Consider the following 15,294-nt stretch of genomic DNA (forward strand, 5'->3'; position numbering starts at 1 on the left):
GGTTCAGGCGGCCTTGTCTGTGCGCGAGGGAGTGGCGGCGACGACTGTGGATGCTGGGGCGTCCGGCTCGCCGGTGAGGTCGAGGAAGGCGTCGTCCAGCGTGGCGTCGGTGACGCGGAGTTGGCGGGCGGTGATCCGGTGCTGGGCGAGCAGGGTGATGACCGCGTTGACGGTGGCGTCGGTGCCGGTGATGGTGACCTGCTCGCCCCGGTGGTCGACGGAGGCGACCTCCGGCAGTACCGCGAGGTCCGGTGCGTCCAGCGGGCGGGACGGGGTGAAGCTGATGACCGTGGAGCTGGAGGAGCGGCGGATCAGGCCGGACGGTGAGTCCAGGGCGGCGACCCGGCCCTTGTCGATGACGGCGATACGGTCGCAGAGGCGCTGGGCCTCCTCCATGAAGTGGGTGACCAGGAGGACGGTGACGCCCGAGTCCCGTACGTCCTCGATGAGCTTCCAGGTGTCGCGGCGGGCGCGCGGGTCGAGTCCGGTGGTCAGCTCGTCGAGGACGACGACCCTCGGGTTGCCGATCAGGGCGAGCGCGATGGACAGGCGCTGCTTCTGACCGCCGGAGAGCTTGGCGAAACGGGTGGTCAGCTTGTCGGTGAGGCCGAGGCGTTCGGCGAGGGTCCGCCAGTCGGCGGGGTCCGGGTAGAAGGACGCGTACAGCTCAAGCGCCTCGCGGACCAGGATCTTGGGCTGGAGCTCGCTCTCCTGGAGCTGGGCGCCGAGGAGACGGGTGACCTTCTCGTGGTCGGTGACCGGGCTGAGGCCGGCGACGCGGACGGTGCCGGAGTCGGGGATGCGCAGGCCCTCGACGCACTCGACGGTGGTGGTCTTGCCGGCGCCGTTGGGCCCGAGGATCCCGAAGATCTCGCCCTCCTCGACGGTGAAGGAGACACCGTCGACGGCGGGCCGGCCGACGTAGGTCTTGCGGAGCTCGCTGACTTCGATGAGGGGCTTGTTCAGGGGCATGGGAGGAGCATCGCGGCGGCCGGGGCACGGCGGTATCGGCCATCGCGCTCGACCGGGGCATCAGCCGATCGGTTGAGGGGAACGCCGGTCGGGGGATCCGTCCCGTACGACACCCGGAGCCGACTCGGGGTGCGTACGGCGGCCTGCCGGCTCGGGGTGCGGACGGCAGCAGCCTGCCAGCTCGGGGTGCGTACGGCAGCAGCCTGCCAGCTCGGGGTGCGTACGGCAGCAGCCCGCCGGCTCGGAGGCGGCTCGGGGGTGTCGTACGGATGCCGCCCGGGAGGCGGGCCGGGGGTGCCGCACGGCTGCCGCCCGGAGGACACCGGGGGTTCCCGCACGGCCGCCGCCCGGGAAGCGGGCCGGGGAGGTCGCACGGCTGCCGCCCCGGAAACGACCCGGGGGCGCCGCGACTGCCACCCGGAGGCCGTCCGGGGGTTCCGCACGGCTGCCGCCCCGGAGGCGGTCCGGGGTTGCGGTACGACTCCCGCCCACGGCGGCAGACCGCGTCGCGCCCCGGAAACGGCCCGGGGCTCCCATACGACTGCCGCCCCGGAAACGACCCAGGGACGCCGCCCGACTGCCGCCCGGAGGCCGCCCGGAGGCCGCCCGGAGGCCGCCGCACGACTGCCGCCCCGGAGGCGGCCCGGGGCTCCCGTACGACTCCCGCCCACGGCAGCAGACCGCCTCGCGCCCCGGAAACGGACCGGGGTTCCCGTACCACTCCCACCCCGGAAACGACCCGGGGCGCCGCACGACTGCCACCCGGAGGCCGTCCGGGGTTCCCGTACGACTCCCGCCCACAGCGGCAGACCGCGTCGTGCCGCGGAAACGGCCCGGGGTTCCCGTACGGCTCCCGCCCCGGAAGCGGACCGGGTTGTCGTACGGCTGGCGCCCCTCGGCGTACGGCGGACCGGCTTCGTGCCTCGAATACTCACTGGGCTATGTCCGAGGCGGCTCGTAGGCTCGGGCCCGATGACCGATACACACACCTCCCCCGCGCCCAAACGATCCGCCGTACGTGCCCTGCTGCGGCTCTGGCCCTATGTCAGACCGGTCCGAACACGCTGGGGCGGTGCGGCAATTGTCGCGATCGTGGCCTCGTGTCTGAGTCTGCTCTTCCCTCTCGTACTGAAATGGATGGTCGACGGGCCGATCGCGGACGGCGATCCGGGCGGGGTGTGGCTGGGGGCGGGCATGCTGCTCGGGCTCGGCATCGTCGAGGCGCTGCTGTTCGGGCTCCGGCGCTGGATGATCGCGCGGCCGCTCGCCTCGGTGGAGGCGCAGCTGCGGGCCGACCTGTACCGGCACGTACAGCGGCTTCCGGTGGCGTTCCACGACAAGTGGGCCTCGGGGCAGTTGCTGTCGCGCAGTACGACGGACCTGATGCTGATCCGGATGTTCCTGGCGTTCCCGCTGACCTTCCTGATCGTCAACGGGACCACGATCCTGCTGGGGTTCGTGATCCTGCTGATGCAGGAATGGTCACTGGGGCTGGTGCTGATGCTGCCGGTGATTCCGCTGGTCGCCCTGTGTGCGCTCTTCGAGGTGAAGTACGCCCTGGTGTCGCGCAAGGCGCAGGACCAGGTGGGCGATCTGACGACGGTCGTCGAGGAGAGCGTGCTCGGCATCCGGATCATCAAGGGCTTCGGCCGGCACCGGGCGCAGGCGACCGCGTTCCGTGAGCTGTCGTTGCGGTTGCGCGGTACGGAGCTGCACAAGGCCCGGCTCCTGGCAGGCGTCCTGGGCCTGATGACGCTCGTCCCCGAGCTCGCCATCGGGGCGGCCCTGGTGCTCGGCACGGTCCAGGTGGCGGACGGCGGTCTGTCCGCGGGCACGCTGGTCGCGTTCCTGTCGACGGCGCTGGCGCTGCGCTGGCCGGTGGAGTCGCTCGGCTTCCTGCTCGCGATGAGCCAGGAGGCGGCGACGGCGACGGACCGGTTCTTCGAGGTGATGGATGTGGCGGAGGAGGTTGAGGGGGAGGCTGAGGCCGGAGTGCAGGAGGCCGGGGGCGGGGGGCTCCGGTTCGAGGGCGTCGAGTTCCGGTACCCGGACGCTCCCGCCGACTCCGTACCGCTGCTGGACGGCATCGATCTGCACATCCGGCCGGGCGAGACGCTCGCGCTGGTCGGGGCCACCGGGTCCGGCAAGACCACGCTGACCGCTCTGGTGCCCCGGCTGCACGAGGTAACCGGCGGGCGCATCACGCTCGACGGGCAGGACATCGCCGCGATGCCCCGCGAGGAGCTGCGCACCCTGGTGTCGGTGGCGTTCGAGGAACCGACGCTGTTCTCGACGTCGGTCGGGGAGAACGTACTGATGGGGGCGGGCGGAGCGGCCGCCGGTGACGACGAGCTCCGGCGTGCGCTGGGCATCGCCCAGGCCGACTTCGTGCACCACCTGCCCGAGGGTGCGGCCACCCAGGTCGGCGAGCAGGGGCTCAGTCTCTCCGGCGGCCAGCGGCAACGGCTCGCACTGGCCAGGGCGGTGGTGGGCAGCCCACGTTTCCTGGTGCTCGACGATCCGCTCTCGGCTCTCGACGTGCACACGGAGGCGCTGGTCGAGGCGGCGCTGCGGCGGGTGCTGGACGACACCACGGCGCTGGTGGTGGCCCACCGGCCGTCCACGGTGATGCTGGCCGACCGGGTGGCGCTGCTGTCCGGCGGCCGCGTCGCGGCGGTGGGCACGCACCACGAACTGCTGCGGGACAACGCGGAGTACGCGTGGCTGATGTCGGGCGCCGAGCCGGGTGCCGAACCGGGTGGGCCATCCGGAGCCGGGCCATCCGGAGCCGAAGCAGCCGGGAAGAGTCTTCACGAAAGGGCGGACGCGTGACCACCATCGATCAGGGCCGGCCGCCCGAGGCCGGGGAGGAGTCCGGCGGGCCGACGGAGTACAAGTCCGAGCCCGACGGGACCCTGCCGAAGTCCGGCCCCGGCTCCCCCGGCACCCCCGGCACCCCCAACTCCCCCGGCACCTCCGACTCCTTCGACCAGGACGACCTCCCCTCGCCCCCCGGCGCCACCTGGCGCCTGCTCGGTACGCTGCTGCGGCCGCGCCGTCCGTACGTCCTCGTCTCCGTCCTCTTCCTGCTCCTCCAGCAGGCCGCCGTGCAGGCGGGCCCGCTGCTCGTCGCGTACGCCATCGACCGGGGCGTACCCGCCTTCCGGCGCGAGGACTACGGGCCGCTGATCGCGGTCGGGGTCGGCTATCTGATCTGTTCGGTGGCCTCCGGCCTGCTCCAGTACGCCTTCTTCCGCACGTCCGCACGCGTCAGCCAGGACGTACTGCTCGATCTGCGCGGCAGGATCTTCCGGCACGCGCAGGCGCTCAGCGTGGACTTCCACGAGCGCTACACCTCGGGCCGGCTGATCTCCCGCTCCACCACCGACGTCGAGTCGCTGCGCGAGCTGCTCGCCGAGGGCCTCCAGGAACTGATCGGCGTCGTCCTCGCCTTCGTCTACATCTCGGCGATGCTGCTCTGGCTGGATTTCGGGCTCGGGGCGGTCGCGGTGGCCTCGTTCGTACCGCTGTACCTGCTGGTGCGGCTGTACCAGCGGCGGGCCGGTGTCGTCTTCGGCCGCCGGTCGACGGCGGTCGCCGCGGTGATCGTGAAGTTCGCGGAGACCCTGAACGGCATCCGCCCGGTGCAGGCCTTCCGCCGCGAGCAGGCCAACGACAAGGCGTTCGCCGCCCTCAACCGCAAGCACGAACTCTCCAACGGGGACAGCCTGTTGGAGATGGCGCGTTACGTGACCGGCTCCCGCCTTGTCGCGAACACCGCCGTCGCGGGCATCGTCCTGTGGGGTGCCTACCGGGTCGCCGAGGGCAGCCTCGCCCTGGGCGTGCTGGCGGCGGCGGTCCTGTATCTGCGGCGGCTGTACGACCCGATCGACCGGCTCGGCATGTTCCTCAACGCCTTCCAGTCGGCGGTGGCCTCGCTGGAGAAGATCGCGGGACTGCTCGCGCAGACGCCGACGGTGCCGGAGCCTTCCGAGCCGAAGACCCTCCCGGTCAAGGACTCCGAACACCCGGGCCGCGGCGTGGAGTTCGACGGCGTACGGTTCGCCTACCGCACCGGCGGCGAGGTACTGCCGCGCTTCGACCTGACGCTGGCCGCCGGGGAGACGGTCGCGGTCGTCGGCTCGACGGGTGCGGGCAAGTCGACGCTCGCGAAGCTGCTGGCCCGGTTCTACGACCCGACCGAGGGGCGGGTGCTGCTCGACGGCACCGATCTGCGCGACCTGCCGGTGCCTGAGCTCAGGCGCGGGGTGGTCATGGTCACGCAGGAGGCGTTCCTGTTCTCCGGCACGGTCGCCGAGAACATCGCGATCGGCCGCCCCGAGGCGACCCGCGAGGACATCGAGCAGGCGGCGAAGGCGATCGGCGCGCACGAGTTCATCGTGGGGCTGCCCGACGGCTACGACACGGACGTGCGCAAGCGCGGCGGGCGCATCTCCGCGGGCCAGCGGCAGTTGGTGGCGTTCGCCCGCGCACTGCTGGCGGACCCGGCGGTACTGATCCTGGACGAGGCGACCAGTTCGCTCGACATCCCCGGCGAGCGGGCGGTGCAGCAGGCGATGCACACGGTGCTGAACGGCCGTACCGCGGTCGTCATCGCGCACCGGCTGTCCACGGTGGAGGTCGCGGACCGGGTGCTGGTGATGGAGCACGGGCGGATCGTCGAGGACGGCGCACCGGCCGAACTCATCGGCGGCGAGGGCAGGTTCGCGGATCTGCACCGGGCCTGGCGGGACAGCCTGGTCTGAGCCCGCACCGTGACGGGCCCCGGCACGGGAGTGCGCCGGGGCCCGTCCGGCTCCCCTGCCACTGAGGGCCTACGTGCTACGGGGCTCCGGCTCAAGGCGCTCAGGGGCCCGTGGCTCCTTCCCGTCCGAGAGGTGCGTTACGACGATCTCGCCGATCTCCGCGTAGGCGGCGAGCTGCTCGGGCGTCAGCAGGTCGATGAAGCTGCGGCGCACCGACTCGACGTGCGGCGGGGCCGCCTCGTGGAGGGTGCGCAGCCCTTCCCCGGTGAGTACGACCTCCGCGCACCGCGCGTCCGACGCACACCCCTCCCGCACGATCAGGCCCCGCTGCTGCATCCGCTTCAGATGGTGCGAGAGACGGCTGCGCGACCAGAGCATCCGGTCCGCCAACTCGCTGATCCGGCACCGGTGTTCGGTGGAGAGGCCCAGATGGGACAGCACGTCGTAGTCGGCGTCCGACAGCTCGCTGTCCGCGGCGAGGTCGCGGGAGATCCGCCCGCCGAGCAGCAGGTGCATACGGCGGTACGCCTGCCAGGCGCGCTGCTCGGATTCGGTCAGCCAGCGGGGCTGCGGATCCGGGGCGGGATGCGGGGCCGAGTGCGGGGTGGCGTCCGGGGCGGGGTGCGGGGTGGAGGGGGTCACGTACCGCAGCGTACCGAGAAATGATTGACACGTCATCGAACTGACCCCTAACGTAATCGATGACACGTCAACCAAATGGGGGTGTGATGGCAGGCGACGCACGCGAACAGCAGGGCCGGCCGGCCCCCTCCATGACGCGCCGTCTGGTCCAACTGGCAGCAGGGCTCGCCCTGTTCGGCATCAGCATGGCCCTGATGATCGCCGCGGGCCTGGGCGCCTCCGCCTGGGACGTACTCCACCAGGGCCTCTCCCGTACCACCGGCATCTCGCTGGGACTGGTCGTCACCGGCACCGGCGTGCTGGTGCTCCTCGCCTGGTTCCCGCTGAAGGTGCGCCCGGGAATCGGCACGGTCTGCAACATTCTCGCCGTCGGGCTGGTCGCGGACCGGACGCTCGCCCTGCTTCCGGCCCAGCTCGACGGGGCGGCCGTGCGCACGGTCCTCCTGCTCTCCGGCATCGTGCTCAACGCGCTGGCGACGGGCCTGTACGTCGGCGCGGGGCTCGGCCCCGGACCCCGGGACGGCCTGATGACCGGCCTGGCCAGGCACCGCCTCTCCCTCCGCACGGCCCGCACCGGCATCGAGCTGACGGTCCTGCTCGCGGGCTGGCTGCTCGGCGGCACGGTCGGCATCGGCACGGTGCTGTTCGCGGCGGCGATAGGCCCGCTGACACAGCCGGCGCTGCGCCGCTTCACCCTCGACCACTGATCCCGCTGATCACACAAGCACTGATCACACAAGCACTGTTCACCCACACGCACTGTTCACCCACGCACGCGCTCTTCGCGTACTCACGAAGGAACTCCCGATGTCTTCTCGGCTGTACGTCCTCTCCGCCAGCACCCGTCCGACCTCGTCCGGCCGTCCGCTGGCCCGGTGGGTCGCCGAACTCGCCGCCGCCCGCGAGGAGTTCGAGGTCACCACGGTGGACCTCGGCGAGGTCGCGCTCCCCTTCCTGGACGAACCGGAGTACCCGTCGACGGGCCGCTACGCCCACCCGCACACCCAGGCCTGGAGCGAGCGGATCTCCCCCGCAGACGCCTTCGTCTTCGTGATGCCGATGTACAACGGCGGCTTCACCGCACCCCTGAAGAACGCGATCGACTCCCTCTACGCGGAGTGGCAGGACAAGCCGGTGGGCCTGATCAGCTACAGCGCGGGGCAGACGGGCGGCGCACCGGCGATCGAGATGATCCGTCCGGTACTGAGCCGGGTGGGCCTGCGCACGGCGGACCGCACCCTGTCCGTCCCCGGCATCGAGGGCCTGATCGACCGCACCACGAACACCTTCCCGCCCACCCCCGAACTGACGACAGGGGCCACGGCCGTCCTCGACGAACTCGCCTCCCTCGTCACCCTCGGCACCCCGGCCGCCGAGACGGCGGGCGTCTGACCCATGCCCACCACCACTTCCCCACAGCTCTCCCCCGGCCTGAAGCAACACCTGGACGCCTCACCGGCATTCGGCACGGTGGCCACCCTCCTGCCCAGCGGCCGGCCGCACCTGACGATGGTCTGGGTGACACGGGACGGCGACGACCTGCTCTTCTCCACCACCGTCGAACGCCTCCAGGGCAAGAACCTGTCCCGGGACCCCCGGGTCACCGTCCTCGTCACCGCCCCCCAGGACCCCTATGCGTACGCGGAGGTGCGGGGGACGGCGACCCTGACCCCGGATCCGGACCGCGCCCTGGCCAATAGGCTCTCCCTGGCCCACACGGGCCGCCCGTTCGCCGAGTTCAACCCGTCCTCGGCGGCCTCCGACTTCGTGTCGGTCCGGGTCACCCCCACCCACATCACCGGCCGCCTCTGACGCCGACAACCCGGGGGCAGCGTGCCGGGGCCGTCACCCACACCCCTTCACGCTGCCCCCACAACCTCACGAATAAGGTCGCGGCACAGATTCAACTTCACACCCCCGCAACACTTTTCGGCTCACAGGGCGCATGTTTTCAGCCATCCGCAGGCGATACGGCCAATGCGTGGAGGCCCTCCCTTTCCGGGCACCTTCACACGGGGTGGTACGGGCGGGCTTTGCGATGGCAGCGCGCCGCACACGGCTACTCGCCCGTAGGAACGTTCGAGGCCGGTTTTCTTATGCGGATTTCCTTACGCACAGGCAAACGATCCGGATACCGAACATGACCTTGCGAGCAACGGAAGGCTTCCGGCCAAGTTATTGACGGGGTCCTGACAGGGGGCGGGTCCGGCTGTCACTCTTCCGTCGTTCCACGCACCACCCGCTCTGCCTGCTCTGCCTGCTCTGCAAGCTCAGCCCGGCCGGCCCGACCCAGCCGATCGGTACCCCCCTCGCAGAAGGAGTTCGCGTGAGATCCACGCACCGCAAGCGTGCCACCGCGTCCGGCGCACTGCTCGCCGCCGCAGCGCTGCTCGCCGTCGGCGTCCAGTCCGGGACTGCCACCGCCGACAACGCCCCGAGCGCCGCACCCAAGGGTGCCGCCGCGAAGGCCAACCCCGGGGCCCAGCCCGCCAAGCTCACCCCCGCGCAGCGCGCGGCCCTGCTGGCCAAGGCCAACGAGACCAAGGCGGTCACCGCCAAGGAGCTCGGGCTCGGCGCCAAGGAAGCGCTCGTCGTACGCGATGTCGTCCAGGACCTGGACGGCACCACGCACACCCGCTACGAGCGCACCTACGGCGGGCTCCCCGTCCTCGGCGGCGACCTGATCGTCAAGAAGGACAAGGCCACCAAGACGCAGGGCGTCTCACGCTCCAACACCGCGAAGCTCCAGGGCATCGCGGCCGCCGCGAAGGTGGCCCCGGCCGCCGCCGAGAAGCAGGCACTCGGCCTCGCCAAGGCGGAGGGCTCCGCCAAGACCGAGGCGTCCATCGCCCCGCGCCAGGTGGTGTGGATGGGCAACGGCACGCCGGTCCTCGCGTACGAGACCGTCGTCGGCGGTCTGCAGCACGACGGCACCCCCAACGAGCTGCACGTCGTCACCGACGCCGCCACCGGCAAGAAGCTGCACGAGTGGCAGGCCGTCGAGAACGGTGTCGGCAACACCCAGTACAGCGGACAGGTCACCGTCGGCTCGACCCAGTCGGGTTCGACGTTCAACCTGACCGACGGCGGCCGCGGCGGCCACAAGACGTACGACCTGAAGGGCGGCTCGTCGGGCACCGGCACGCTCTTCTCCGGTGCGGACGACGTCTGGGGCGACGGCACTCCCGGCAACCGCGAGACCGCCGGTGCGGACGCCGCGTACGGTGCGGGCCTCACCTGGGACTACTACAAGAACGTGCACGGCCGCACCGGTATCCGCGGTGACGGCGTCGGCGCGTACTCCCGCGTCCACTACGGCAACGCGTACGTCAACGCGTTCTGGCAGGACTCCTGCTTCTGCATGACGTACGGCGACGGCCAGGGCAACACCAAGCCCCTCACCTCGATCGACGTCGCCGCGCACGAGATGACGCACGGTGTGACCGCCGCGACCGCCAAGCTGGTCTACAGCGGCGAGTCCGGCGGCCTGAACGAGGCGACCTCCGACATCTTCGCGGCGGCCGTCGAGTTCAACGCCAACAACGCCAAGGATGTCGGCGACTACCTGGTCGGCGAGAAGATCGACATCAACGGCGACGGCACCCCGCTGCGCTACATGGACAAGCCCAGCAAGGACGGCGGGTCGAAGGACGCGTGGTACGCGGGCATCGGCAACATCGACGTCCACTACTCGTCGGGTCCGGCGAACCACTTCTTCTACCTGCTGTCCGAGGGCAGCGGCGCCAAGGTCATCAACGGGGTCTCGTACAACTCCCCGACCTCGGACGGTCTGCCGGTCGTCGGCATCGGCCGCGCCAAGGCCGAGAAGATCTGGTTCAAGGCGCTGGTCTCGAAGTTCACCGCCAGCACCAACTACGCGGACGCCCGTAAGGGCACCGTCCTCGCAGCGACCGAGCTGTACGGCGCGGGCAGCGCCGAGGTCAAGGGCGTCGAGAACGCCTGGGCCGCCATCAACGTCGGGGCCCGCCCCGGCGGCGGCGACCCGGACCCGGGCGGCACCGTCTTCGAGAACCAGACCGACGTGGCGATCCCGGACGCCGGTGCGGCCGTGACCTCCTCCATCCCGGTCAACAAGACGGGCAACGCCCCGGCGACCCTCAAGGTCGACGTGGACATCACCCACACCTGGCGCGGTGACCTGGTCATCGACCTGATCGCCCCCGACGGCACGGCGTACCGGCTGAAGAACTCCAGCTCCAGCGACTCCGCGGACGACGTCAAGGCGACCTACACGGTCAACGCCTCCTCCGAGGTCGCGGCCGGCACCTGGAAGCTGAAGGTGCAGGACGTGGCAGCGCAGGACACCGGCATCATCAACGGGTGGAAGCTCACCTTCTGATCCGCTGAGGTCCGCCTCCAGAACGACATGACAGTGGTGCCCGGGACCGACGGTGGTCCCGGGCACCACTTACGTTTCCTGGTATGCGTGCCACCTCTGCTCTGCACCGGGACACCCGCCGGGCCCTGCTCCTGGACCTCGCCCTGTGGGTGTTCCTGTCCTTCTTCGTCCTGATGAAGGAGGACCCGAACGACGGCGGGTCCTGGCCCCTGACGGCCGGGGGCGCCGCCTCGCTCGGCGTCGGCGTGCTGCTCTGCCGCGCCGCACCGCTCGTCTCGCTGACGGTCGTGGTGGTGTGCAGCGCCCTGCGCAGTCCCGAGCTGTTCACCCCGTCGTACACGGTGGCGATGTGCGTCTTCGCCTTCCTCGCGGGCAGGCGGGACGCCCGGGTACGGCCCGCCGTGCTGGTCTTCGCCGGGTACGCGGCGGCGGGGCTCGCGCTGAGCCTGACGTACGACGACAAGCTGTGGGTCTGGTTCGCCCAGCTGACGTCGCTGCTGCTGCAGGCCGTGGTCCCGTGGCTGATCGGCAGATACGTCCGCCGTTACGCACAACTCGTCGCCAACGGCTGGGAGTTGGCCGACCGGATGGAACGCGAACAGCAGGCGGTGGCGGACCGCGAGCGGCTGCGGGAGCGGTCCAGGATCGCGGGCGACATGCACGACTCGCTCGGCCACGACCTGTCGCTGATCGCGGTACGGGCCGCCGCCCTGGAAGTCAGCCGCGCACTGCCGCGGGCCGAGCAGGAAGCGGCCGGTGAACTGCGCCGGGCCGCGGCCGATGCCACGGCCCGACTGCGGGACATCGTCGGAGTACTGCGGGCGGACGACGAATCCGCCCCGACGACACCCGCCGGAGAGGCGGTGCCGGAGCTGGTGGAACGGGCCGCCGCGTCAGGACTCACCATCGAACTCACCGAAACCGGCGGCGCGTTGACCCCACCTCCGCCGGTCGCCCGAGCCGTCCACCGGGTCGCCCAGGAAGCCCTGACGAACGCGACAAAACACGCTCCGGGCGCACCGGTGCGGATCCTTGTCCACCGGGACGAAACGACACAGTCGATGACCATCAAGGTCACCAACTCTCCCTCCCCCGGCCCCGTTTCCCCTGAGCCCGCCTCCGGCGGTACGGGCCTGGTCGGCCTGGACGAGCGGGTACGGCTCGCGGGCGGCACACTGACGCACGGGCCGACCGAGGACGGCGGCTTCGAGGTGACAGCCCGGCTTCCCCTGGCCGGAACACCACTGCCACTGACACCCAAGTCCCCTGTCGCGGCAACGGAGTTGCACCGAGCACGCACCCACGTACGGCGCGGCCTGGTACAGGCGATCGTCGCACCGGCGGCGCTGGTCGCGGTGCTCGGGGCACTGATGCTGGTCTACCAGGAGTACGGGGCGTCCCGCTCGGTGCTCACCCCGGACCAGTACGACCGGGTGAAGGTGGGCCGGCACCGGACAGCACTGGAACCGCTCCTCCCCGACCACCCCCTGGACGGCCCCCCGGCAGGCATCGGCCCCGAACCCGCCGAAGCCGACACCTGCACCTACTTCCGCACCGACCGCTACAGACTCACCCCGGTCTACCGCCTGTGCTTCACAGCCGCTGTCCTGACCTCGAAGGACCTTGTAGATGATGTGCCGCGCGAGGAGGAGCGCCTTCAGGGGCGCGGGGAACCACGCACCCGCACATAACGCACCTCCCGCATCAGCGCATCAACGCATCAGCACCCCCGCCCCTTCCCCCGTAGCCTCCGTCGGCAACACCACCAACCCCAGGTCACCGCTGCTCGCGAGCAGCCGATGCGCCGGCAGCACCCGCACCGTGTACCCGTACGGCCCCGTCCGATCAAGGGCAAGCGGTCCCTCGTACGTCCACCGCCCCTCCAGATCCGGCCCCGCCGCCGGCTTCAGCGGAAAGTACTGCGCGCCCCCGATCCGGTCCTCGGAGTCCACCCGCCCCGCGACAGCCTGCACCTCGACGTCGTCGGGCCCGAGATCGCCCAAACCCACCCGGACACGCAGCGCAAGCGTGGAGCCCAGTTCGGCCGTGCCGTTGACGGCAGTGGGGGCGAGCGCCTCGACATGGTCGACGGCGACGCCGGACCACGCGCCCCGCACGCGCGCCTTCCAGGCGGCCAACTCCCGTGCCTTGTCCGGCCCGAGGGCCCGGTGCGCGCGGGCTGCGGGTGCGTACAGCCGCTCCACGTACTCCCGCACCATCCGCCCGGCCAGCACCTTGGGCCCCAGTGTCACCAGGGTCTGGCGGACCATCTCGATCCAGCGGTCGGGCAGTTGCCCGCGCCCCTTCTCGTAGAAGCGGGGAGCGACCCGCTGCTCGATCAGCTCGTAGAGGCCGTTCGCCTCCAGGTCGTCGCGGCGGTCCTCGTCGGTGGCCGCCCCGTCAGCAGTGGGAATCGCCCAGCCGAAGTCCGGCTCGAACCACTCGTCCCACCAGCCGTCCAGTACGGACAGGTTGAGGCAGCCGTTGAGCGCGGCCTTCATTCCGCTGGTGCCGCATGCCTCCAACGGCCTGAGCGGGTTGTTCAGCCACACGTCGCACCCCGGATACAGCTTCTGCGCCATGCGCATGCCGTAGTCGGGGAGGAAGACGATCCGGTGCCTGATCCGGGGGTCGTCGGCGAACCGCACCAGCTCCTGCACGAGCCTCTTCCCGCCGTCGTCGGCCGGGTGGGCCTTGCCCGCGACGACGATCTGGACGGGCCGGTCCGGATGCAGCAGCAGCTCCATCAGCCGGTCGCGGTCCCGCAGCATGAGAGTGAGGCGCTTGTACGAGGGAACCCGGCGCGCGAAGCCGATGGTGAGGACGTCGGGGTCGAGCACCCCGTCGATCCACCCCAACTCGGCCTCCTCCGCGCCGCGTTGCAGCCAGGAGGCCCGCAGCCTGCCCCGCACCTCGTGCACAAGGTTCTCCCGGAGCACCCGGCGCAGGTCCCAGATCTCGCCGTCCGCAATGTCGGCGACGGCGTCCCAGCGGGGCGAGCCGCCGACGGACAGCGCGTCCTCGGTGCGCCCGGCGCCGATCTGCTTGGCGCCGAGGCGTACGACCTCGGGATCGACCCAGGTGGGGGCGTGCACGCCGTTGGTGACGGACGTGATCGGCACCTCGTCGGGGTCGAACCCGGGCCACAGCCCGGCGAACATCCCCCTGCTCACCGACCCGTGCAGTACGGAGACGCCGTTGGCGCGCTGGGCGAGGCGCAGGCCCATGACGGCCATGTTGAAGAGGTTTGGCTCGCCACCGGGGTAGGTCTCCATGCCGAGCCGGAGGATCCGCTCGACGTCGACCCCGGCGAGTTCGCCGTCGTCGCCGAAGTGGTGGGCGACGAGCTCACGGTCGAAGCGGTCGATGCCTGCGGGCACGGGGGTGTGCGTCGTGAAGACGGTCCCGGCCCGCACGGATTCCAGTGCGGCGTCGAAGTCCAGCCCCCTGCCGCCGAGTTCACGGATGCGCTCCAGGCCCAGGAACCCGGCGTGGCCCTCGTTCGTATGGAACACCTCGGGCTCCGGGTGCCCGGTGATCCGGCAGTACGCCCGCACCGCGCGCACTCCACCGATCCCCAGCAGCATCTCCTGCAACAGCCGGTGCTCGCTGCCGCCCCCGTACAGCCGGTCGGTGACGTCGCGCTCCCCCGGCCCGTTCTCCTCGACGTCGGAGTCCAGCATCAGCAGCGGTACGCGCCCCACGCGCGCCTGCCAGATGTTGGCCCGCAGCGACCGCCCGCCGGGCAGCCGGAGGGACACCCGGCACGGGGTCCCGTCGGCCTCCCTGAGCAGGCTCACCGGCAGTTCGTTGGGGTCGAGCACCGGATAGTGCTCCTGCTGCCAGCCCTCCCGGGACAGCGACTGGCGGAAGTAGCCGTGCCGGTAGAGGAGCCCCACCCCGATGAGCGGCACCCCGAGGTCACTGGCGGCCTTGAGGTGGTCCCCGGCGAGGATGCCGAGGCCGCCGGAGTACTGCGGGAGCGCGGCCGTGACGCCGAACTCGGGCGAGAAGTAGCCAATGGCGGCGGGCAGTTCGGCGCCCTCGTACTCCCCCTGACCCTGGTACCAGCGGTTGCCGCCCACGTAGTCGGCGAGATCGTCGGCGACCGCGCCGAGCCGCCGCAGGAACCGCCGGTCCCCGGCCAGTTCGGCCAGCCGCTCGGCGGAGACCGCCCCGAGCAGCCGCACCGGATCCTCCCCGGAGACCTGCCAGCCCTCCGGATCGACGCTTCGGAACAGCTCCCGGGTCTCGGTGTGCCAGGACCAGCGCAGATTACGCGCGAGATCGCTGAGCGGCCGGAGCGGATCGGGAAGAACGGGACGCACGGTGAACCGACGGATTGCCTTCACGTGACCACCTTCGCAGGGGACAGCGGATTCAGGACGAACACACCACAACATGCACCTGCCCGTCACCCTCGACGGTAGTGCCGACCACTACCGCCCCTCCACGGCGCACATCGGGCGGGTGGGGGTGCGGGACGGCGGAAAGGAAGCGGGGGTCACGATCTCGGGGGCGGCGCCACCCGGGTCTGGGAACACGCTTCTGCAA

The 15,294-nt window shown here is 71.2% G+C and carries 10 protein-coding genes; 7 read left to right on the forward strand and 3 right to left on the reverse strand.

What is annotated here, in order from left to right:
• Positions 1–3 precede the first annotated feature (3 nt).
• A complete protein-coding gene (locus tag AB0D18_RS22385; RefSeq protein ID WP_362421186.1) occupies positions 4–972 on the reverse strand; it encodes an ABC transporter ATP-binding protein in 969 nt (322 codons plus the stop codon).
• A gap of 972 nt (positions 973–1,944) precedes the next feature.
• Here AB0D18_RS22385 and AB0D18_RS22390 point away from each other — a divergent pair.
• Positions 1,945–3,804: an ABC transporter ATP-binding protein gene (locus tag AB0D18_RS22390; protein ID WP_362421189.1), complete on the forward strand. Its 1,860-nt coding sequence runs from the start codon at positions 1,945–1,947 to the stop codon at positions 3,802–3,804.
• 83 nt (positions 3,805–3,887) lie between these two features.
• Positions 3,888–5,738 (forward strand): ABC transporter ATP-binding protein, encoded by a 1,851-nt coding sequence (locus AB0D18_RS22395; protein WP_362421616.1) that lies wholly within the window; start codon positions 3,888–3,890, stop codon positions 5,736–5,738.
• A gap of 69 nt (positions 5,739–5,807) precedes the next feature.
• On the opposite strand, the gene AB0D18_RS22400 is transcribed toward AB0D18_RS22395, so the two are convergent.
• Positions 5,808–6,380, reverse strand: coding sequence for a MarR family transcriptional regulator (locus AB0D18_RS22400; RefSeq protein WP_362421192.1), 573 nt, complete (start codon positions 6,378–6,380; stop codon positions 5,808–5,810).
• 86 nt (positions 6,381–6,466) lie between these two features.
• Between AB0D18_RS22400 and AB0D18_RS22405 the strand changes: the two genes are divergently transcribed.
• The 5 genes from AB0D18_RS22405 to AB0D18_RS22425 all read left to right on the forward strand — a co-directional run bounded on the left by AB0D18_RS22405 (position 6,467) and on the right by AB0D18_RS22425 (position 12,431).
• Positions 6,467–7,087: a hypothetical protein gene (locus AB0D18_RS22405; RefSeq protein ID WP_362421195.1), complete on the forward strand. Its 621-nt coding sequence runs from the start codon at positions 6,467–6,469 to the stop codon at positions 7,085–7,087.
• Positions 7,088–7,187: 100 nt separating this feature from the next.
• On the forward strand, positions 7,188–7,772 hold the full coding sequence (locus tag AB0D18_RS22410; protein ID WP_362421197.1) for an NAD(P)H-dependent oxidoreductase: 585 nt from the start codon (positions 7,188–7,190) through the stop codon (positions 7,770–7,772).
• Between the two features lie 3 nt (positions 7,773–7,775).
• Positions 7,776–8,192 (forward strand): PPOX class F420-dependent oxidoreductase, encoded by a 417-nt coding sequence (locus AB0D18_RS22415; RefSeq protein ID WP_362421199.1) that lies wholly within the window; start codon positions 7,776–7,778, stop codon positions 8,190–8,192.
• Between the two features lie 514 nt (positions 8,193–8,706).
• The gene (locus AB0D18_RS22420) at positions 8,707–10,740 is read left to right on the forward strand and encodes a M4 family metallopeptidase (RefSeq protein WP_362421201.1); all 2,034 of its coding nucleotides are present in this window, start codon (positions 8,707–8,709) and stop codon (positions 10,738–10,740) included.
• Between the two features lie 83 nt (positions 10,741–10,823).
• Entirely contained in the window at positions 10,824–12,431 is a 1,608-nt protein-coding gene (locus AB0D18_RS22425) for a histidine kinase (RefSeq protein WP_362421204.1), read from the forward strand.
• Positions 12,432–12,452: 21 nt separating this feature from the next.
• Here AB0D18_RS22425 and glgP read toward each other — a convergent pair whose 3' ends face one another.
• Positions 12,453–15,092: an alpha-glucan family phosphorylase gene (gene glgP / locus AB0D18_RS22430; RefSeq protein ID WP_362421207.1), complete on the reverse strand. Its 2,640-nt coding sequence runs from the start codon at positions 15,090–15,092 to the stop codon at positions 12,453–12,455.
• Positions 15,093–15,294 lie beyond the last annotated feature (202 nt).

It is taken from the genome of Streptomyces sp. NPDC048442, from assembly GCF_040651475.1.
Classification (GTDB): Bacteria; Actinomycetota; Actinomycetes; order Streptomycetales; family Streptomycetaceae; genus Streptomyces.